Source organism: Pseudarthrobacter sp. DSP2-3-2b1, from assembly GCF_049895945.1.
GTDB lineage: Bacteria > Actinomycetota > Actinomycetes > Actinomycetales > Micrococcaceae > Arthrobacter.
This window is the reverse complement of the sequence record NZ_JAFCTI010000005.1, coordinates 192,865-210,904: the sequence shown is the minus strand read 5'-3', so window position 1 is coordinate 210,904 and position 18,040 is coordinate 192,865. Positions and strand designations below refer to the sequence as shown.

The 18,040-nt window shown below is 65.2% G+C and carries 16 protein-coding genes and 2 tRNA genes; 12 read left to right on the top strand and 6 right to left on the bottom strand.

All coding sequences use genetic code 11. From position 1 onward, the window contains the following. Positions 1-57 precede the first annotated feature (57 nt). Positions 58-723, top strand: a complete 666-nt coding sequence (locus tag ACP7AX_RS08720; RefSeq protein ID WP_131683931.1) for a hypothetical protein — start codon at positions 58-60, stop codon at positions 721-723. Between the two features lie 24 nt (positions 724-747). On the opposite strand, the gene ACP7AX_RS08715 is transcribed toward ACP7AX_RS08720, so the two are convergent. After that, on the bottom strand, positions 748-1,200 hold the full coding sequence (locus tag ACP7AX_RS08715; protein ID WP_426226127.1) for a globin: 453 nt from the start codon (positions 1,198-1,200) through the stop codon (positions 748-750). 4 nt (positions 1,201-1,204) lie between these two features. Then, positions 1,205-1,894, bottom strand: a complete 690-nt coding sequence (locus ACP7AX_RS08710; RefSeq protein ID WP_131683933.1) for a mechanosensitive ion channel domain-containing protein — start codon at positions 1,892-1,894, stop codon at positions 1,205-1,207. 121 nt (positions 1,895-2,015) lie between these two features. Here ACP7AX_RS08710 and ACP7AX_RS08705 point away from each other — a divergent pair, with 121 nt between their 5' ends. Then, complete coding sequence (locus ACP7AX_RS08705) at positions 2,016-3,008, top strand: NAD-dependent epimerase/dehydratase family protein (RefSeq protein ID WP_426226126.1); 993 nt, start codon at positions 2,016-2,018, stop codon at positions 3,006-3,008. Here the strand turns inward: ACP7AX_RS08705 and ACP7AX_RS08700 are convergent. After that, complete coding sequence (locus ACP7AX_RS08700) at positions 3,005-3,478, bottom strand: OsmC family protein (RefSeq protein WP_131683934.1); 474 nt, start codon at positions 3,476-3,478, stop codon at positions 3,005-3,007. The genes ACP7AX_RS08705 and ACP7AX_RS08700 overlap by 4 nt on opposite strands. A 4-nt stretch (positions 3,479-3,482) precedes the next feature. Beyond that, complete coding sequence (gene pepN, locus ACP7AX_RS08695; protein WP_426226125.1) at positions 3,483-6,056, bottom strand: aminopeptidase N; 2,574 nt, start codon at positions 6,054-6,056, stop codon at positions 3,483-3,485. Positions 6,057-6,167: 111 nt separating this feature from the next. Here pepN and ACP7AX_RS08690 point away from each other — a divergent pair, with 111 nt between their 5' ends. From ACP7AX_RS08690 to ACP7AX_RS08680, 3 genes are all read left to right on the top strand, one after another. Then, positions 6,168-7,187, top strand: a complete 1,020-nt coding sequence (locus ACP7AX_RS08690) for a hypothetical protein (protein WP_426226124.1) — start codon at positions 6,168-6,170, stop codon at positions 7,185-7,187. 66 nt (positions 7,188-7,253) lie between these two features. Further along, a complete protein-coding gene (locus ACP7AX_RS08685) occupies positions 7,254-7,748 on the top strand; it encodes a ribose-5-phosphate isomerase (RefSeq protein WP_131683937.1) in 495 nt (164 codons plus the stop codon). After that, positions 7,748-8,659 carry an Fpg/Nei family DNA glycosylase gene (locus ACP7AX_RS08680; protein ID WP_426226123.1) on the top strand — a complete coding sequence of 304 codons (912 nt, stop codon included), beginning with the start codon at positions 7,748-7,750 and terminating at the stop codon, positions 8,657-8,659. Before ACP7AX_RS08685 ends, ACP7AX_RS08680 begins: the two co-directional genes overlap by 1 nt. 66 nt (positions 8,660-8,725) lie before the next feature. On the opposite strand, the gene ACP7AX_RS08675 is transcribed toward ACP7AX_RS08680, so the two are convergent. After that, positions 8,726-8,799, bottom strand: a tRNA-Gly gene (locus tag ACP7AX_RS08675). Positions 8,800-8,947: 148 nt separating this feature from the next. Between ACP7AX_RS08675 and ACP7AX_RS08670 the strand changes: the two genes are divergently transcribed. The 6 genes from ACP7AX_RS08670 (at position 8,948) to ACP7AX_RS08645 (ending at position 14,182) form a co-directional block, all read left to right on the top strand. After that, a tRNA-Pro gene (locus tag ACP7AX_RS08670) sits at positions 8,948-9,022 on the top strand. An 81-nt stretch (positions 9,023-9,103) separates the two neighbouring features. Next, the gene (gene tig / locus ACP7AX_RS08665) at positions 9,104-10,504 is read left to right on the top strand and encodes a trigger factor (RefSeq protein WP_131683939.1); all 1,401 of its coding nucleotides are present in this window, start codon (positions 9,104-9,106) and stop codon (positions 10,502-10,504) included. Between the two features lie 229 nt (positions 10,505-10,733). Beyond that, positions 10,734-11,351 (top strand): ATP-dependent Clp protease proteolytic subunit, encoded by a 618-nt coding sequence (locus ACP7AX_RS08660; RefSeq protein WP_131684107.1) that lies wholly within the window; start codon positions 10,734-10,736, stop codon positions 11,349-11,351. Between the two features lie 44 nt (positions 11,352-11,395). Beyond that, complete coding sequence (locus ACP7AX_RS08655; protein ID WP_131683940.1) at positions 11,396-12,055, top strand: ATP-dependent Clp protease proteolytic subunit; 660 nt, start codon at positions 11,396-11,398, stop codon at positions 12,053-12,055. A gap of 180 nt (positions 12,056-12,235) precedes the next feature. Continuing rightward, positions 12,236-13,516, top strand: a complete 1,281-nt coding sequence (gene clpX, locus ACP7AX_RS08650) for an ATP-dependent Clp protease ATP-binding subunit ClpX (RefSeq protein ID WP_131683941.1) — start codon at positions 12,236-12,238, stop codon at positions 13,514-13,516. Positions 13,517-13,567: 51 nt separating this feature from the next. Further along, positions 13,568-14,182, top strand: a complete 615-nt coding sequence (locus ACP7AX_RS08645; RefSeq protein ID WP_131683942.1) for a disulfide bond formation protein DsbA — start codon at positions 13,568-13,570, stop codon at positions 14,180-14,182. Positions 14,183-14,521: 339 nt separating this feature from the next. Here the strand turns inward: ACP7AX_RS08645 and valS are convergent, their stop codons facing one another. Continuing rightward, positions 14,522-17,140, bottom strand: a complete 2,619-nt coding sequence (valS, locus tag ACP7AX_RS08640; protein WP_426226122.1) for a valine--tRNA ligase — start codon at positions 17,138-17,140, stop codon at positions 14,522-14,524. 82 nt (positions 17,141-17,222) lie between these two features. Here valS and ACP7AX_RS08635 point away from each other — a divergent pair, with 82 nt between their 5' ends. Next, on the top strand, positions 17,223-17,993 hold the full coding sequence (locus ACP7AX_RS08635; protein WP_426226121.1) for an SDR family oxidoreductase: 771 nt from the start codon (positions 17,223-17,225) through the stop codon (positions 17,991-17,993). The last annotated feature ends 47 nt before the right edge of the window (positions 17,994-18,040 follow it).

Sequence of the window (18,040 nt, the reverse complement as noted above, 5' to 3'; positions counted from 1 at the left end):
ACTCTAGACGGCGCCCCGCCGCTGCTCAACCAAGGTCCAGCCGGTAGTGTTCATGGTGTGTCTGACCTACTAACCCAGTCCTTCCGGTTCGCCGATCCGCGTGATCTCGCCGATCTGCGCACCTTCGCCACCCGCGCAAAAGCAGTCGACGACGGCGCCATCCGGCTTCAGGGGGCAGGCTCGGTTCTCGCGGCGTACGTATGCGTCCTAAGGCCGCGGCTGCTGGGCGAATCCACCCCCACCATTCTTGGGCTGCGCACCATGGCCCTCGCCGAGCCCTCCGCGACCGATGTCACGGTTCCACTGTCGGCTGTCCTGGACCGCCTTGCCAGGGCGGGGGAGGACGACGTCGAGCTGCCGGTTCCGCCGTCCACCGTCAGCGAATCGTGGACCGGAGTCGGCGCGCCGCGCACCGGCTGGGAGCTGGTGGGAACGCTGCCCGATTCAGGGCTCCGGCAGGCGGCCGAAACCGGCATCTCCGAAGTTGCTGCCATCGTGCCGACCAACCCGGGCGCGCTGATCGTCAATAACGCCAGGGCCGCGGTCTGGGGCAGGGAGCTGGACGCATCAGGGATTCCGCTCGGCGCGGCCTTCGCTGCACTGACCCTGGGTTTCCTGGCCGACGGGGACCAGAAGCTTTTCCGGTCCGGGCGCTGGTTCCGCCTCAGCGGTCCGCGCGGCCACGTCCTGGCCAGGACCGGCAGCGGGCTGCAGCAGCCCTGACCCCGGTCACGGCTGCACGGAGTCCTAAGGCTCCGAAGGACTGTTCACCATGGACAGGGCGGCCCGTTCCATGTAGTCCCACAAGGTCCCCTTATACAACGGAGGAAGGTCCAGGGAATCCACGGCTGCCCGCATGTGGAACAGCCAGCGGTCCTTCGCTTCTGGTGTAACACGGAAGGGTATGTGGCGCATCCGCAGGCGAGGGTGGCCGCGTTCCTCGCCGTACGTGGTGGGCCCGCCCCAGTACTGTTCCAGGAACATCAGGAACCGCCGCTTGGCGGGGGCCAGGTCCTCCTCCGGATACATCGGACGTAGCAGGGGATCCGTGGCCACGCCGTCGTAGAACACATCGATCAGCTTGACGAACGTCGGATGCCCGCCCACGGCGTCGTAGAAGTTGTCCGTGTAGCCGGGCTGGCTGAACGGATCGTTCTGCATCAATTGGCGGGGCTGCTGCGGCTCGGCAGGTGTGGTCATGACTCTATTCTCCGGCCTTCTGGACAGTCTTTTTCGCCTCGGTGGGCGGCTCATGCAGTGCTGTCTCGGTTGCCGCGTCAGGGACCTCGGCCGCCGGGACGTAGTTACCCTGGGAGCGGTTGCCGACCCTCAGGATTTCACCGTTGCGCAGGTACCAGATGGCGCCGTCCTCGGAGCGGACCCGGGTGATGCGCAGGCCCATGGACTCCACCACACCCACAACCTCGCTGGTTTCGATGACATCGCCGATTCCGTACTGGTCTTCAATGGTAATAAAGATTCCGGCCAGGAAATCGCGGATCAGCTGCTGGGCGCCGAAACCGATGGCTACACCCAGGATTCCCACGCTGGTCAGCAGCGGGGCGATGTTGATGTCAAGGTTCTGCAGGACGTACATGCTGGTGATCACGGCCACGAGCACGCCCACGATGCTGTTGAGCAGGGACCCGATGGTTTCCGCCCGCTGGACCCGGCGCTCATGGTCCAGCGCCCGGATGGCCGGTGCCACCCACTTGAAATGCGCCTTCTTGAAGAAGTTGCTCCCAGCGGCCACCCGCTTGCTGATCCGGGAAATCACAAAGGTTGCCACCAGCCAGATAGCGATACCGACACCCAGGCTGATGACGATTCCGGTGAGGCTGATGCCGTCCGGCTCACTGGCGGCGGATGGAAGTATGGACAACATGCTGAACATTGGGGGTGAAACTCCTTGAGGGTCTCCGGCGGCGGCCGGTGGAAGGCATAGGCTGGCGCTCGGGTTGCCCCGGCACGCCTGGCTCTGTTCTCTTTCAACCCTAGCGCCGTACCGTGGACCCATGCGCATCCTGATACTCGGTGGGACTGCTTTTCTCTCCTCGGAAATCGCCCGGCAGGCCCTGGCCGCCGGGCACCAGGTCACGTGCCTGGCCCGCGGTTCGGCGGCTCCACCGCCGGAGGGGGTCCAGTGGCTGCAGGCGGACCGTTCACTGGGCGCAAACGCATATCAGGGTGTCAGCGGCGGTTGGGACGCCGTGGTTGAAGTGGCCCGCGATACGCGACAGGCCGAGGAAGCGCTCGTTGCTCTCGCACGGCGGACCGGGCACTGGACGTTTGTCTCGAGCTGCTCCGTCTATGCGGACCATTCGACGCCGGGAGCAGCAGAGGATGCCGCCCTCCTGCCGCCCCTGCCTGCCGGGACGGAATCCACCCCGGAAAACTACGGGGAATCGAAATCAGCCATCGAGCAGGCCACCCTGGCCGCGGCCGGGGACAAGGCGCACCTTTGCCGCGCCGGGCTCATCGGCGGCCCAGGCGACGCCACGGACCGTTACGGCTACTGGCCGGCCAGGTTTGCCCGGGACAACGCGCCTGCGGTGGTGCCGGACATCGCCGGCCATCCCACGCAGGTCATCGATGTCCGCGACCTCGCCCGGTGGATCCTGGATGCCGCGGAGAGGGGTGTCACCGGAGCCCTGAACGCGGTGGGAGACCAGGTGCCCTTCGGCGATTACATCGCAGCGGCAAGGACCGCCGGCGGGTACCAGGGCGAGGTGGCCACAGCGCCGGAGGACTGGCTGGTGCAGAAGGGGATCGATTACTGGTCCGGCCCCGATTCCCTTCCGCTGTGGCTGCCGCCTCGCCACGAGGGCTTTTGCGCCCGCAGCAACCTGGCCGCCCGTGCCGCCGGACTGAGAACCCGGCCCTGGCAGGAGACCGTGGCTGACACGCTGCTGGGCGAGCGGAGCCGCGGCCTGGACCGGCACCGGAAGGCCGGGCTTTCCCCCGCCACGGAGTCCCGGCTGGCAGTTGAGCTCCTGGCAGGCGCCTAACCGGCCAGGGTCACGGGTTCGTGCAGCACCGGAAAATTGACGCTCCGCGCGATGAAACAGACCTGATTGGCCTCGTGATGCATCTGCTCGGCCAGGGCCACGTGGGCCGGGTCCGCCAGGGTCACCTGCGGGTGCAACGTGACCGACTCAAACTGCCCGCTGCCGTCCCGGTTCAGGCGCAGGATTCCCGTGGCGTCATCCTGGTAACCGGTGACCACCACGCCGTGCCGGACGGCCACGTGAAGGAACGAAAGCATGTGGCACTGCGCCAGGGCCGCCAGGAGCAGCTGTTCCGGGTTGTACCGTTCGCGGTCCCCGTGGAAGGTCGGATCGGCTGAGCCCGGCAGGACCGGCAGGCCCGGGATCCGGATGTCGTGGTCCCGTGAGTAGCCACGGTACGACGACGTCCCATCCCCCAGGTTGCCGGTCCACTGCACGGTCAGCGCATAGCGATGCTCACTCAGGCTCATGGCCTCACGCCCGGAGTTCGCCGGGGAGAACGTCCGCCGCGCGAGCCCGCAGGGCGCGGGCAACGCCGTCGCGGTTCTCCAGCATCATCCGCCGCAGCGCGGTGCTATCTGCCGCAAGGCCGGCCAGGAAACGGTCTGTACGGTCCACGGTTGCCTGTGTTGTCAGGAGCGCGGGATAGAGCCCGACGACGATCTGCTGGGCAAGTGCGTGGGTCCGCTTCGCCACGATCCCCGGGACAGCCTCGAAGTACTTCTCCGCGTAAGGCTCAAGGAGCGTCCGGTCCAGAACGCGCATAAAGCCGGTCACCGCCGAACCCTGCAGTGCGTTGGACAGCTCTCCCTTGACCACAATCGCATCCCAGGCCTTGGCCTTGGCCTCGGCGGTAGGGATAGCCGCCGCAGCCAGGGCTGCAGCGTTCTGTCCGCTCGCGGTGTGGTCACGGTCAAGCTCTGCATCGATGTCGTCCTGGCCCAGCCGGCCGCCCGCCACCAGCGAGGCGACCAGCTCCCAGCGGAGGTCCTGGTCCACGGTCAGCCCTGCCAGCGTTTCCGAGCCGTCCAGCAGCCCGGCCACGGTATCCAGCTGGTTGCCGCTGCGGGCCAGCTGGGCGAAGGCTTTCACGAACTGCAGCTGGGCGTCCGAACCGCCGGGTGCGGCGGCGGCCAGGTCCCGGAGCGAGGCGGCGGCGTCAACAGCGGTGGCCTCGCGGTACTCTTCGGCCACGTAGAAATTCAGGGTGGTTGCGAGCTGGCGCAGCTGGGTCTGGATGACGGACGAGTCCGATTCCGAACCAACATTGGCCAGGATCAGCCGGACGTAGCGGCGGGCCGGCGTCTCGCCATCACGGGCTGCGTCCCAGGCGGAGTTCCACACCAAAGTCCGGGGGAGGCTCCGGCTGAAATCCTTGAGGTGGGCCGTGGCGGTGGCCAGGGATTTTTCGTCCAGCCGGACTTTGGCATAGGCGAGGTCGTCGTCGTTGATAAGGATCAGGTCCGGCTGTGCCAGCCCGGTGAGGCCGGGCACCTCGGTGCGCTCGCCGTCCACGTCGAGTTCCTCGCGGTGGATCCGCTCCAGCTTGCCCGCACCGTTGAGGTTGTAGAAACCCACGGCCAGGCGGTGCGGACGGATGGTGGGCCACTCTTCAACAGCCGTCTGGATGATGCTGAACGAAGCAAGGTTCCCGTCCGCGTCCAGGGTGAGCTCGGGCTGAAGGGTGTTGACGCCGGCAGTTTCCAGCCAGAGCCGGCCCCACTGGTCGAGGTCGCGGCCGCTGGCTTTTTCGAGCTCCACCATCAGGTCGCTGAGCTCAGTGTTCTGCCAGGCGTGCTTGGCGAAGTACTCGCGGACACCGGCCATGAACTGCTCCGGCCCCACCCAAGCGACCAGCTGGCGCAGCACCGATGCCCCCTTGGCGTAAGTGATGCCGTCGAAGTTGACCTCCACGTCCTGCAGATCATTGATTTCAGCGAAGATCGGATGCGTGGTGGGCAGCTGGTCCTGGCGGTAGGCCCAGGATTTTTCCACGGAGGCGAAGGTGGTCCAGGCGCTGGTGAAGGACGTGTTTTCCACCGCCGCAAGGTGGGACATGTATTCGGCGAAGGATTCATTCAGCCAGAGGTCGTTCCACCAGCGCATGGTCACGAGGTCGCCGAACCACATGTGGGCGAGCTCGTGCAGGACGGTGATCGCGCGGCGCTCCACCTGCGCGTCCGTCACCTTGCCACGGAAAACATAGCCTTCCAGGATGGTCACGGCGCCGGCATTTTCCATGGCGCCGGCATTGAACTCGGGGACAAACAGCTGGTCGTACTTCTCGAACGGGTACGGGCAGCCGAACTGGGCCTCGAAGAACTCAAAGCCCTGGCGGGTCAGCTCGAAGATGTTGTCCGCGTCCAGGTACTGCATCAGGGACTTGCGGGCAAAAACGCCCAGCGGGATAACACGGCCGTCGGAGCTGGTAACTTTGCTGCGCACCGACTGGTACGGGCCGGCGATCAGAGCCGTGACGTAGGAGGAGAGCCGCGGCGTCGGTGCGAAGGACCACACGGACCGGGCTCCGCCGTCGTCCGCCGGCGTGGTGGTTTCCGGAGCCGGGGTGGGGGAGTTGGAGATGACATCCCAGTGCGACGGTGCGGTCACGGTGAAGGCGAAGGTGCCCTTGAGGTCAGGCTGTTCGAAGACCGCGAACATCCGGCGCGAATCCGGCACCTCGAACTGGGTGTAGAGGTACACCTCGCCGTCCACGGGATCCACGAAGCGGTGCAGCCCTTCGCCCGTGTTCATGTAGGGCGCGTCAGCCACCACGGTCAGCTCATTTGAACCGGCAAGGTCAGGCAGCTGGATCCGGATTCCGTCAGCTGTTTCGGCGGGATCGAGCTGGCGGCCGTTGAGCGTGATGCTGTGCACGGTGTGGGTCACCGCATCGATGAAGGTGGAGGATCCAGGCGCCGCGGTGAATTTCACGTGCGTGCTGCTGCCGAAAACCTTGTCGCCCTTTGTCAGGTCCAGGCTGACATCGTACGACTCGACACTGATCAGTTCGGCGCGCTCGCGGGCTTCGGTGCGCGTCAGGTTCATGCCTGGCAAGTGGTTCCTCCAGAATGGGGTAGCGGTTGCCGGCGGGCGGTGGCCTGCACCGGCACAGTGAAGTCATTCTGTCACGGCCCCCGCCGGGAGTAGCGTTAATGCATGGGAAAGTTCCGGGATTCTGTGGATGGCAGTGCACTGCGTTTCGCGGTGGGCTTTCCCGTCGTGCTGGCCGCGGCTTTTGTGTTCTGCGCCTTCTTGCTGCGGCCCGATCTTCCGGAACCCATGGCAATCGGCTGGACGGCCGACGGCGGCTCCGCCTTTGCTCCTTTTGGCGCCTACGCCGGTGGCGGCGCGCTGATCATCATCGCCGCCGGATGGCTGGTGCTGTCCCAGGCGGTCCCGCTCTCGCGTCCCGCCGTGATGCGCCGGATCATGATGGGGACAGGCCTGTTCCTGAGCCTGTTTGTCACCTCCGTCCTTGCCGCGGGCCTGGTGGGCCAGACCGGCCTGGCCGACGCGCGGGAGTCCCACGTTGACCTGACAGTACTGGCGCTTGGCAGCGGGGCCGCCGTCTCGCTCGGGGTCATCATGGCGTTCGTCTTCAAGGCCGACAGGCAGTGGTCGCCGGAGGATGACAGGGCCCTGGAGCTGGCCCTCGCCCGCGAGCTTGATCCTGAACTGGCCGGCGACACCATCCGCCTGTGGGTGCACGCGCGCAGTTCCGTGTTCGTCATGATCGCCGTTGCCACCCTCTTCCCGGCCGCGCTTATTACCGTGGCGCTGCCATGGCTTGGCGCCCTGGTGGCCATCCTTGCGGTGGTGGCTGCTGCTTTCCTCTGCGCCCGGGTGAAGGCCGACCGCCGCGGCCTGCGGGTCTTCGTAGCGGGCGTGCTGCCCGTTATGGATGTGCCGGCGGCTGCGATCTCCGCCGCCAGCGCCGCGGACGTCCGCGCAGCAGATTATGGCGGGTGGGGCTACCGGAACCACAGCGGCACCGCCGCGATGCTCGTCAGCAGCGGTCCCGCCGTCGTCGTGCGTAAGACCGACGGCCACAGCCTGGCGGTAAGCGGCGGAAGTCCTGACAAGGCGGCGCGGCTTGCCGAAGTCCTCACCCGCGTCGCGGCGCGGGCACGCCGGGGCGGTGCAGCCAATCAAGCCGCCGGTGCCCCGGAGTCCTAGCATCCGCAGCGTCCTAGTATCCTTGTCCGTGTTGATCTGCCCCTGGCCTAATGAACGGATACAGCTGTGACTTCTTCCCCCTCCTTCCCGCGGGTCCACATCGCCACCGACCATGCGGGCATGGAACTCAGCGCCCATCTGGTCACACACCTCACGGCCAAGGGCTACGACGTCGTGGACCACGGCCCCAAGGTGTATGACGCCCAGGATGACTACCCCTCCTTCTGCATCAACGCCGCGCTCGCAGTGGTGGCTGACCAGCAGTCCGGCGTCCACGCCCTCGGAATTGTGTTGGGCGGCTCCGGCAACGGCGAGCAGATCGCCGCGAACAAGGTCAAGGGTGTCCGCGCTGCCCTCGCCTGGAACCTCTCCACGGCCACGCTGGCGCGCGAGCACAACGACGCCAACGTGGTGGCCGTGGGCGGCCGCCAGCATTCTGTCGAGGAAGCCACCGGACTCATCGAAGCCTTCCTGGCGGAGCCTTTCAGCAACGACGAACGCCACGTCCGCCGGATCGGCAAGATTGCGGCCTACGAGGCCACCGGCGAGGTCATCGAGTAGTGCCGGAGGGGCATTCCGTCCGCCGCCTGGCGCAACAGTTCGGGGACGTCTTCACAGGTGCTGCGCTGTCCGTGAGCAGTCCGCAGGGCCGGTTCGCCGCAGGCGCCGCCGTGCTCGACGGCCACACACTGACCGAATCCCGCGCCCACGGCAAACACCTCTTCCTGCACTTTGACCACGCGATGGTGCTGCACGTCCACCTGGGCCTCTACGGTGCGTGGGATTTCGGCGGCGACGCCACGTTCCGCGGTGCCTCCAGCATCGGCGCGCCGCGGAAGGTGGGGGAGCAGGAACTGTACGACGCCGGCGGCGCCGGGGTTGGCGGCGAGGACGTCTACCAGGGGCCTCCCGAGCCCCGCGGCGCTGTCCGTGTCCGGCTCGTCAGCGGGCACGGCTGGGCGGACCTCCGCGGGGCCACCACCTGCGCCGTGATCACTGAGGCAGAGGCGCTGGCTGTCCTGGCAAGGCTCGGCCCGGACCCGCTGCGGAACCTGCCTGCGGACAGGGCTCGTTTCGTTGACGGACTGCTGGCCCGGAAGACGCCGGTGGCTGCGCTGCTGATGGACCAGAAGGTGATCGCCGGCGTCGGGAACGTCTACCGGGCCGAAGTGCTCTTCCGCCGGCAGCTGGATCCGTGGCTGCCGGGCAACGCCCTCTCCCGCGGAGCCGCCGGGCTCCTGTGGGACGACACCGCAGCAGTAATGTCCGACGGCGTGCGCGACGGGCGGATCATCACCACACCTGCGGTTTACTGGGAGGCGGGTGCGCTCCTGCCCGCGGGAGAGCATGCGCACTATGTCTACAAGCGGGAGGGGCTGCCATGCCGGGTTTGCGGCGTGCCCGTGGCGATCACCGAGCTCGCCGGCCGCAAGCTGTACTGGTGCCCGCGCTGCCAGCAACCCAGAGAGTAAGCCCCGCACGAAGCTGCGGGACACAAAAAAGGGCCCCTCGTGTGCGTCAGGGGCCCTGCTCTTTGCTGGAGGGGACGACGGGAATCGAACCCGCGTAATCAGTTTGGAAGACTGAGGCTTTACCATTAAGCTACGTCCCCGGGAGTACAGCGTTGCTGATGGTTTCCATCTTAGCGGCCGGACTTTCGGGCTGGCTGTTGAAGCCGGATACAACTAAACCTAATTCATGCCCCACGTGTCAAATGTGCATTCACGACCGGAATGGCCGTAGACTTGCCTGTGCACTTACGGGGTGTAGCTCAGCTTGGCTAGAGCACCTGCTTTGGGAGCAGGAAGTCGCAGGTTCAAATCCTGTCACCCCGACTCTGCGGCCCGGGCCGACGGCCTGGACAGATCGTTGCATTTGCAGAAAACCCATCCCACAAACCCAGGAGTACTTAGACCGTGAAGAGCGCTGTCGAGAACCTCACCCCCACGCGGGTCAAGCTCAATGTTGAGGTCCCCTTTGAGGAATTGAAGCCCAGCATCGACGAGGCATACAAGACTGTTGCTTCGCAGATCCAGGTCCCTGGCTTCCGCAAGGGCAAGGTCCCCTCCAAACTGATCGACCAGCGCGTTGGCCGCGGCTACGTCCTGGAGACGGCCATCAACGAAGGCCTTAACGGCTGGTACCAGGCAGCGGTGCAGGAATCCGGCATCCGCCCCCTGAGCCGCCCCGAGGTTGAGATCACCGAAGTCCCGGACCCCACTTCCACGGACGGGGAACTCAAGTTCCACGCCGAGGTTGATGTGCGCCCGGAGATCGAACTGCCTGACTACGCCGGCATCAAGGTTGAGGTTGCCGCCGCAGAGTCCTCCGACGAAGACGTCGACAAGGCCCTGGATGAACTCCGCGGCCGCTTCGGCACGCTGAAGTCCGTGGACCGCCCCGCTGCCGATGGCGACTTCCTGACCATCGACATCAACGCCTCCATTGACGGCGCCGACGTCGACTCCGCCTCGGGCCTGTCCTACCAGGTAGGCGCCGGAACCATGCTCGAAGGCCTGGACGAAGCCGTCACCGGCCTCAGCGTTGATGAAGACGCCATCTTCGAAACCACCCTGGTGGGTGGCGACCACGCCGGCGAAGCCGCGCAGGTCAAGGTGGTTGTCAAGGCTGTCAAGGAGCGCGAGCTTCCCGAGGCCAACGACGACTTCGCCCAGCTGGCCTCCGAGTTCGACACCCTTGCCGAACTCCGCGAAGACCTGGCCAAGCAGGCTGCCGATTCCAAGGTTGTCGAGCAGGGCGTAGAAGCCCGCGACAAGGTCCTGGACAAGCTCGTTGAGCTCGTTGAGGTTCCGGTTCCGGACTCCGTGGTTGAAGAGCAGCTCGAAGCCCACTTCAAGGAGGGCAACGGCCACGGTGAAGGCGAACACGACACCGAGGAACACCGCGAAGAGGTCAAGGCCAACACCGCCCGGGCGTTCCAGAACGAAGTCATCCTCGACGCCATCGCCGAAAAGGAAGAAGTCAACGTCAGCCAGAACGAGCTGATCGACTACATCGTCACCACCGCCAGCCAGTACGGCATGGACCCGAACCAGTTCGCCCAGATCATCGATCAGAGCGGCCAGGTCCCCATGATGGTCTCCGAGGTCCGCCGCCGCAAGGCGCTGGCCGTGGTCCTTGGCCAGGCAACGGTCACCGACACCGACGGCAAGGCCGTTGACCTCAGCGACTTCGTCCGCCCCGGCGGCGAAGAGGAAGCTGCTGGCGTTGAAGCCGAAGCCGTCGAGGCGGAGGCTACCGAAGGCGCCGAGGCCGAAGCCGCCAAGAACGACGATCCGGCAGCCGTAAAGTTCTAGCACGCCCTGCGTGAGAGCAGCCCCTGGACCAAACGGTCCGGGGGCTGCCTGCTTTAACCGACGCCCCATGGCGATCGTGCGCCGTCAGCGAACAGCGCGATTCCGGCGAACAAATAGGCCGGCAAAACGGTTAGTGTCCAAGTAGTGAAGTTCAGTGATGTCGTTCAGTAACGTCACCGTCACCAGCGAGAGGTAAGTACACATGTCACAGCACGCAGAGGCCCCCCGGATGGCGACGGTCGATCCCGCAGCCCAGGACAACTACATCTACAACCGCCTCCTGAAGGAGCGGATCATCTGGCTCGGCTCCGAGGTGCGTGACGACAACGCCAACGCCATCTGCTCCCAGCTGCTGCTCCTGTCCGCCGAAAACCCGGAAAAGGACATCTACCTTTACATCAACTCCCCGGGCGGTTCCGTGACGGCCGGCATGGCTATTTATGACACCATGCAGTTCATCCCGAACGACGTCGTCACAGTCGCCACCGGCCTGGCAGCCTCCATGGGCCAGTTCCTGCTGTCCTCCGGCACCAAGGGCAAGCGCTACGCCACCCCCAACGCCCGCGTGCTGATGCACCAGCCCTCCGGCGGTATTGGCGGTACGGCCTCGGACATCAAGATCCAGGCCGAGCTGATCCTCCACATGAAGAAGGTCATGGCCGAGCTGACCGCCGACCAAACCGGCCAGTCCGTGGAAACCATCCTCAAAGACAACGACCGCGACAAGTGGTTCACCGCCACCGAAGCCCTCGAGTACGGTTTCTTCGACAAGATTGCGGCCCACGCGGGTTCGGTGTCCGGTGGCGGCGGCACCGCCAACGGCACCTCCGGCGACTCCGCCTCCTAGAAGTAACCCGGCACTGCAGAACACCCAGATCAGGAGCAACAAAAATGACCTACAACTTCGGATCGACTGCCGGTAATCTTCCGACCAGCCGCTACGTCCTTCCCCAGTTCGAAGAGCGCACGCCTTACGGCTTCAAGCGCCAGGACCCCTACACCAAGCTGTTCGAAGACCGCATCATCTTCCTCGGCGTCCAGGTGGACGACGCCTCCGCCGATGACGTCATGGCCCAGCTGCTGGTCCTTGAATCAACCGACCCGGACCGCGACATCACCATCTACATCAACTCCCCCGGTGGTTCGTTTACGGCCATGACGGCCATCTACGACACCATGCAGTACATCCGTCCCGAGATCCAGACGGTTTGCCTGGGGCAGGCAGCAAGCGCAGCAGCAGTCCTGTTGGCCGCCGGCACGCCGGGCAAGCGCCTGGCACTGCCCAACGCCCGTGTCCTCATCCACCAGCCGGCCCTCTCCGGCGGGCAGGGCGGGCAGGCCTCGGACCTCGAGATCCAGGCAGCTGAGGTCATGCGCATGCGCGCGTGGCTCGAAGACACGCTGGCAATGCACTCGGGCCGGACCTCCGAGCAGGTCAACAACGACATTGAGCGCGACAAGATCCTCACCGCGGCCGACGCCATGGCCTACGGCCTGATCGACCAGGTGCTCGATTCGCGCAAGATGAAGCCGCAGGCCATTACCCGCTAGTACAGGTTCCAACAGGCCGGTGCGGTCCAGTTATTTTGGGCGGCACCGGCCTTCTCTTTCCACCCTTGAGGCCGAATGTGACCTAGAGTGGAAGATGTCACGGCCGGCCCTCCCAGGCCCGCCGCGTTTCCAGCAACGGTGCACAGCTGCCTGGCAGCAAGATACTAAAGGGGTTCACATATGGCTCGGATTGGCGAGAGCACGGATCTGCTGAAGTGTTCTTTCTGCGGAAAGAGCCAGAAGCAGGTGCGCAAGCTCATTGCCGGGCCCGGTGTCTACATCTGCGACGAATGCATTGAGCTCTGCAATGAGATCATTGAAGAGGAACTCGCGGAAGTCGCCGATCTGGGAAGCTTTGAACTCCCCAAGCCCCGCGAGATTTTTGACTTCCTGCAGGAATACGTCATCGGCCAGGAGCCCGCCAAGCGGTCGCTCGCCGTCGCGGTTTACAACCACTACAAGCGGATCCAGGCCGGGCACGCGCCCAAGAGCGGCAGCCTCGCTGAGGGCGGCCATCACGACGACGTCGAGATCGCGAAGTCGAACATCCTCCTGATCGGCCCCACCGGCTGCGGCAAGACCTACCTCGCGCAGACCCTGGCACGGCGGCTGAACGTGCCGTTCGCCGTAGCCGATGCCACCGCCCTCACCGAGGCCGGGTACGTGGGCGAGGACGTGGAGAACATCCTCCTCAAGCTCATCCAGGCGGCGGATTACGACGTCAAGAAGGCCGAACAGGGCATTATCTACATCGACGAGATCGACAAGATTTCGCGCAAGAGCGAGAACCCCTCCATTACCCGTGACGTTTCCGGTGAAGGCGTTCAGCAGGCGCTGCTGAAGATCCTGGAAGGAACCGTGGCCTCCGTGCCGCCGCAGGGCGGACGCAAGCACCCGCACCAGGAATTCATCCAGATCGACACCACCAACGTGCTCTTTATCGTGGCCGGCGCCTTTGCGGGCCTGGAAGAGATCATCGGATCCCGTTCCGGGCGGAAAGGCATCGGTTTCGGTGCCCCGCTCAACGACGCCAGCAACAAGGTGGACTCCTACGGGGAGGTTATGCCCGAGGATCTCCTGAAGTTCGGACTGATCCCGGAATTCATCGGCCGGCTTCCCGTCATCACCACGGTCTCCAGCCTTGACCGCGACGCCCTCATCCAGATTTTGTCCACGCCGAAGAACGCTCTGGTCAAGCAGTACCAGAAGATGTTCCAGATCGACGGCGTGGAACTCGTGTTCGACGACGGCGCGCTGGATGCCATCGCCGAGCAGGCGCTCGAACGTGGAACCGGCGCCCGGGGTCTTCGCGCCATCATGGAGGAAGTGCTCCTGCCGGTCATGTTTGACCTCCCCAGCCGCGAAGATGTTGCCAGCGTGATCATCACCGAGGACGTTGTCCTCAGCAAGGCCGAACCCACCCTCGTTCCGCACGTGACCAAGCGCCGCAAGTCCGCCTGACACCACCGCAGCCGCAGTTTCGAAACCGTAAGAATCCAGAGGTAATCACGCATGTCTGAAACCACCACCAACCACGCCGACTTCTGGTTCGATCCGCTGTGCCCCTTCGCCTGGATTACTTCCCGCTGGATCGGCGAGGTCGAGGACGTCCGCGACATCAAGACGGTCTGGCACGTCATGAGCCTTTCCGTCCTGAATGAGGGCCGGGACCTGGAACCGTCCTACCGCGAAGCAATGGACAAGGGTTGGGGGCCTGTCCGGGTCATCATTGCAGCCCGGGAGCAGCACGGCGATCAGGTCATCAAGCCGCTCTACGACGCCATGGGGACACAGATCCACATTGGCAAGGAGAAGGACTTCAGCGTCGTCATCAAGAAAGCGCTGGCAGAATGTGGACTTCCCGCCGAGCTGGCCGAAGCCGCCACCACAGACGCCTGGGACAAGCAGCTGAAGGCCAGCCACGAGGAAGGCATCTCCCTGGTGGGCCAGGACGTCGGAACCCCGGTTGTTGCCTTCAACGGCACCGCCTTCTTCGGCCCGGTGCTCACCCGGATCCCGCGGGGAGAGCAGGCCGGTCAGCTCTGGGATGCGACGGTAACGCTGGCCGGGTATCCGCACTTTTTCGAGATCAAGCGCAGCCGGACCGAGAGCCCGGAATTCAGCTGACCTGCGCGAACAGAGCCCCGGAAGAACTACTCTGATGTAGTTCTTCCGGGGCTCTTGCGCTTCCCTGCCTGCGGTACCAAAATAGTTCTTACCCACTTCGAAAGAAGCGGGACGCAGGAACCGAAGATTCAGTGATATGTATTCGACGCAGCCATCGGCAAAGCCGGATACAAGCTACCAGTGACGAGGTAGGAAGACCTGAAATTCTTAGGATCCCGCCAGACCATCAAAGACGTCACCAGATGGCCGAAAAGTCGAAGCCCCACCAACGGCAAAACGCTGATGGGGCTTCCCCTTTGCCCAAAAACAGGAGGCCCGCCCGGAGTGGGCGGGCTCCCATCAGGCCGTAGGGCCCTCTTCAGCCGGGGCCAGGACGACGTCGCTGACGGTCAGTTCGCCCTCGCCGGCCACCAAGGCGATCTCGCGGGCGTTCGACGCTGCCTTGAGGTCACCCAGCCCCGCCTTCAGCTGGGTGGTCAGTGACTCGGACGCCGTGATCGTGGCTGACAGGACCTCCGTGCGCTGCTTGACCTTGGCTTCGGACTTCGCTTTCCGGACCCCGCTCAGGGCAGAGCCAACCGTGGCGAGCAGCGTGGTGTCGCCGTCGACCTCCAGGGCTGTGGGCCATTCGGCACGGTGGACCGATCCGTTGCGCCACCAGCCCCAGACCTCTTCAGTGGCGAAGGGCAGGAACGGGGCGAACAGCCGCAACAGGGTGTCCAGGCTTGTCGCGAGAGCCGCCAGGACCGATGCCTGCTCAGCCTCCCCGGCCGCTCCGTATGCACGGTCCTTGATGAGCTCCACGTAGTCATCCGTGAACTGCCAGAAGAAGCTCTCGGTGATCTGCAGGGCACGGGCGTAATCGTAGTTATCGAACGCCTTGGTGGACTGACGCACCACGTCCGCCAGCTGGGCGAGCACCGCCCGGTCCAGGGGATTGGCGAGGACGGACAGGTCAGTGGACACCACCGAGTTCTCCGTCGCACCCAGGTTCAGGACGAACTTGGAAGCGTTCAGCAGCTTGATGGCCAGGCGGCGGCCGATCTTCATCTGCGCAATTTCGTACGCCGTGTCAGCGCCGAGCTTGGCCGAGGTAGCCCAGTAGCGGACGGCGTCCGAGCCGAATTCGTCGAGCACGTCAGTGGGAACCACTACGTTGCCCTTGGACTTGGACATCTTCTTCCGGTCAGGATCCAGGATCCAGCCGGAGATGGCCGCGTGCTTCCAGGGGGCCGTGTCCTGCAACGCATCAGCCTGGACCACCGAGGAAAACAGCCAGGTGCGGATGATGTCGTGGCCCTGGGGACGCAGGTCAAACGGGAAGACCTTGGCGAAGAGGTCCTCGTCGCGGCTCCAGCCGCCCACGATCTGCGGTGTCAGGGAGGAGGTTGCCCACGTGTCAAGGATGTCGGCGTCACCGGTGAAGCCGCCGGGGACATCGCGCTGTGCTTCCTCGTAACCCGGGGCGGCATCTGCGGCGGGGTCCACGGGCAACTGCTCGTCCCGCGGAACGATCGGGGCCTCGTACTGGGGGTTGCCGTCAGCGTCCAGGGGGTACCAGACGGGGATGGGCACGCCGAAGAAGCGCTGGCGGGAGACCAGCCAGTCGCCGTTCAGTCCCGAGATCCAGTTCTCGAAGCGGGACCGCATGAAGGCGGGGTGGAAGTCGATCTCGTGGCCGCGGGCGATCAGGCGGGCGCGGCGCTCTTCGTCACGGCCGCCGTTGCGGTAGTACCACTGGCGGGACGTGACCACTTCGAGGGGCTTGTCGCCCTTTTCGTAGAAGTTCACGGGGTGCATGATCTTCTTGGGTTCGCCGTCGATGAGGTCCTCGGCGGCAAGAAGCTCCACCACGGCTTCCTTGGCGCTGAAGACGGTCTTGCCGGCGATCGCTTCGAAGGCGGTGCGGCCGGCGTCGGTGGTGATCCAGGCCGGGGTCTCGCCGACGATGCGTCCGTCGCGGCCCACGATTGCGCGGGTGGGGAGCTGGAGTTCGCGCCACCAGGTGACGTCGGTGAGGTCGCCGAAGGTGCAGACCATGGCAATGCCGGAGCCCTTGTCTGCCTTGGCCAGAGGGTGGGCCCTGACTTCAACCTCGACGCCGAAGACCGGGGAGGTGACCTTCTTGCCGAACAGCGGCTTGTACCGTTCGTCATCGGGGTTCGCCACCAGCGCCGCACAGGCGGCCAGCAGTTCGGGGCGGGTGGTCTCGATGAAGATCTTCTCGCCGTCTTCGGTGAAGAACGGGTAGCGGTAGTAGGAACCGGCAACCTCGCGGTCCTCCAGCTCGGCCTGGGCCACGGCGGTCCGGAACGTGACATCCCACAGGGTGGGGGCCTCGGCCATGTACGCGTCGCCGGCTGCAAGGTTGGCCAGGAAGGCGCGCTGGGAGACTTCGCGGGAGGCGTCATCGATGGTCCGGTAGGTCAGCTGCCAGTCCACGGACAGGCCAAGCTGCTGGAACAGGCTTTCGAAGACCTTCTCGTCTTCCACAGCCAGTTCTTCGCACAGCTCGATGAAGTTCTTGCGCGAGACAACATCGAAATCGCGCTGGTTCTTTGCAGGCTCGGCGGGAGCACGGTAACCGGCGTCGTAGGGGATGGCCGGGTCGCAACGGACGCCGTAGTAGTTCTGGACGCGCCGCTCGGTGGGCAGGCCGTTGTCATCCCAGCCCATCGGGTAGAACACGTTCTTGCCGATCATGCGCTGGTAGCGGGCCAGCACGTCCGTCTGCGTGAAGGAGAACATGTGCCCCACGTGCAGGGAGCCTGAGGCGGTGGGCGGGGGAGTGTCGATCGAGTAGACCTGCTCCCGGGTGGTGTCCGGGTTGAACTTGTAGGTCCCTTCGGCCAGCCAGCGCTGCGTGAGGGCAGCTTCGAGCCCCTCAAGGGCGGGCTTGTCCGGAACGTTGATAGGGGCGGTGGAGGGCGTGTCTGTACCCTGAGTGTCTTCAGCCATTTGCCAATTGTTTCATGGCAGGGACTTCATCCGGCGACATCGGCTGGGACCGCCGTCGCGTTGGTCCCGTTAGGGTGGTGCCATGACTGAAGATTCACGCAACGCAACAGCACCCAAAGCGGCAGTAGTCACCGGCGCCAGCACCGGCATCGGCGAGGCAACAGTCCGCGCCCTGACGGCGCAGGGATGGACGGTCTTCGCCGTTGCGCGGCGCGCCGAACGGCTGGCCGCGCTGGAAGCTGAAACCGGCGCCGTCGCAATTCCCGCTGACATTGCAGAGGACGACGACGTCGCCAGGCTGCTCGCCCGCGTCACCGAAGCCGGGGGCGCGGACACCCTGATAAACATTGCCGGCGGTGCCCGGGGTGCTGACCAGGTGGGGGACGCCAACACAGAGGACTGGGAGTGGATGTACCGGGTCAACGTCCTCGGCACCATGAAGATCACCAGGGCGTTCCTGCCCATGCTGCGGGCCACCGGCGAGGGCACAGTCCTGAACCTGACGTCTACTGCTGGCCTGGTTGCCTACGAGGGCGGCGCAGGCTACAACGCCGCCAAGTTCGCCCAGCATGCCCTGACCGGGGCGCTCCGCCTCGAAGAAGCCGAGAACAACATCCGGGTCATCGAGGTGGCTCCAGGGCTGGTCCACACCGAGGAGTTCGCCCTGAACCGGCTCGGCAGCCAGCAGGCGGCCGCGAAGGTCTACCAGGGTGTGGAGAAACCCCTGACTGGCGCGGACGTGGCCGAGGTGGTGCGGTATGCCGTGAGCGCTCCCCACCACGTCAACCTGGACCAGATCGTCATCCGTCCGGTGGCCCAGGCGGCCAACCACAAGCTGATCCGCAAGGGCTGACCGGCCTGCCTGACCCGTCTGACCGCGAATGACGGTCAGCGGAACGG

What these genes read in the sequence shown, in the direction of transcription:
- ACP7AX_RS08655 (WP_131683940.1), top strand. Translation starts at nt 11,396, where the DNA reads ATGACCTACAACTTCGGATCGACTGCCGGTAATCTTCCGACCAGCCGC.
- clpX (WP_131683941.1), top strand. Translation starts at nt 12,236, where the DNA reads ATGGCTCGGATTGGCGAGAGCACGGATCTGCTGAAGTGTTCTTTCTGC.
- pepN (WP_426226125.1), bottom strand. Translation starts at nt 6,056, where the DNA reads ATGAACCTGACGCGCACCGAAGCCCGCGAGCGCGCCGAACTGATCAGT.
- ACP7AX_RS08715 (WP_426226127.1), bottom strand. Translation starts at nt 1,200, where the DNA reads ATGACCACACCTGCCGAGCCGCAGCAGCCCCGCCAATTGATGCAGAAC.
- ACP7AX_RS08660 (WP_131684107.1), top strand. Translation starts at nt 10,734, where the DNA reads ATGGCGACGGTCGATCCCGCAGCCCAGGACAACTACATCTACAACCGC.
- ACP7AX_RS08710 (WP_131683933.1), bottom strand. Translation starts at nt 1,894, where the DNA reads ATGTTCAGCATGTTGTCCATACTTCCATCCGCCGCCAGTGAGCCGGAC.
- ACP7AX_RS08645 (WP_131683942.1), top strand. Translation starts at nt 13,568, where the DNA reads ATGTCTGAAACCACCACCAACCACGCCGACTTCTGGTTCGATCCGCTG.
- ACP7AX_RS08635 (WP_426226121.1), top strand. Translation starts at nt 17,223, where the DNA reads ATGACTGAAGATTCACGCAACGCAACAGCACCCAAAGCGGCAGTAGTC.
- ACP7AX_RS08690 (WP_426226124.1), top strand. Translation starts at nt 6,168, where the DNA reads ATGGGAAAGTTCCGGGATTCTGTGGATGGCAGTGCACTGCGTTTCGCG.
- ACP7AX_RS08700 (WP_131683934.1), bottom strand. Translation starts at nt 3,478, where the DNA reads ATGAGCCTGAGTGAGCATCGCTATGCGCTGACCGTGCAGTGGACCGGC.
- valS (WP_426226122.1), bottom strand. Translation starts at nt 17,140, where the DNA reads ATGGCTGAAGACACTCAGGGTACAGACACGCCCTCCACCGCCCCTATC.
- ACP7AX_RS08705 (WP_426226126.1), top strand. Translation starts at nt 2,016, where the DNA reads ATGCGCATCCTGATACTCGGTGGGACTGCTTTTCTCTCCTCGGAAATC.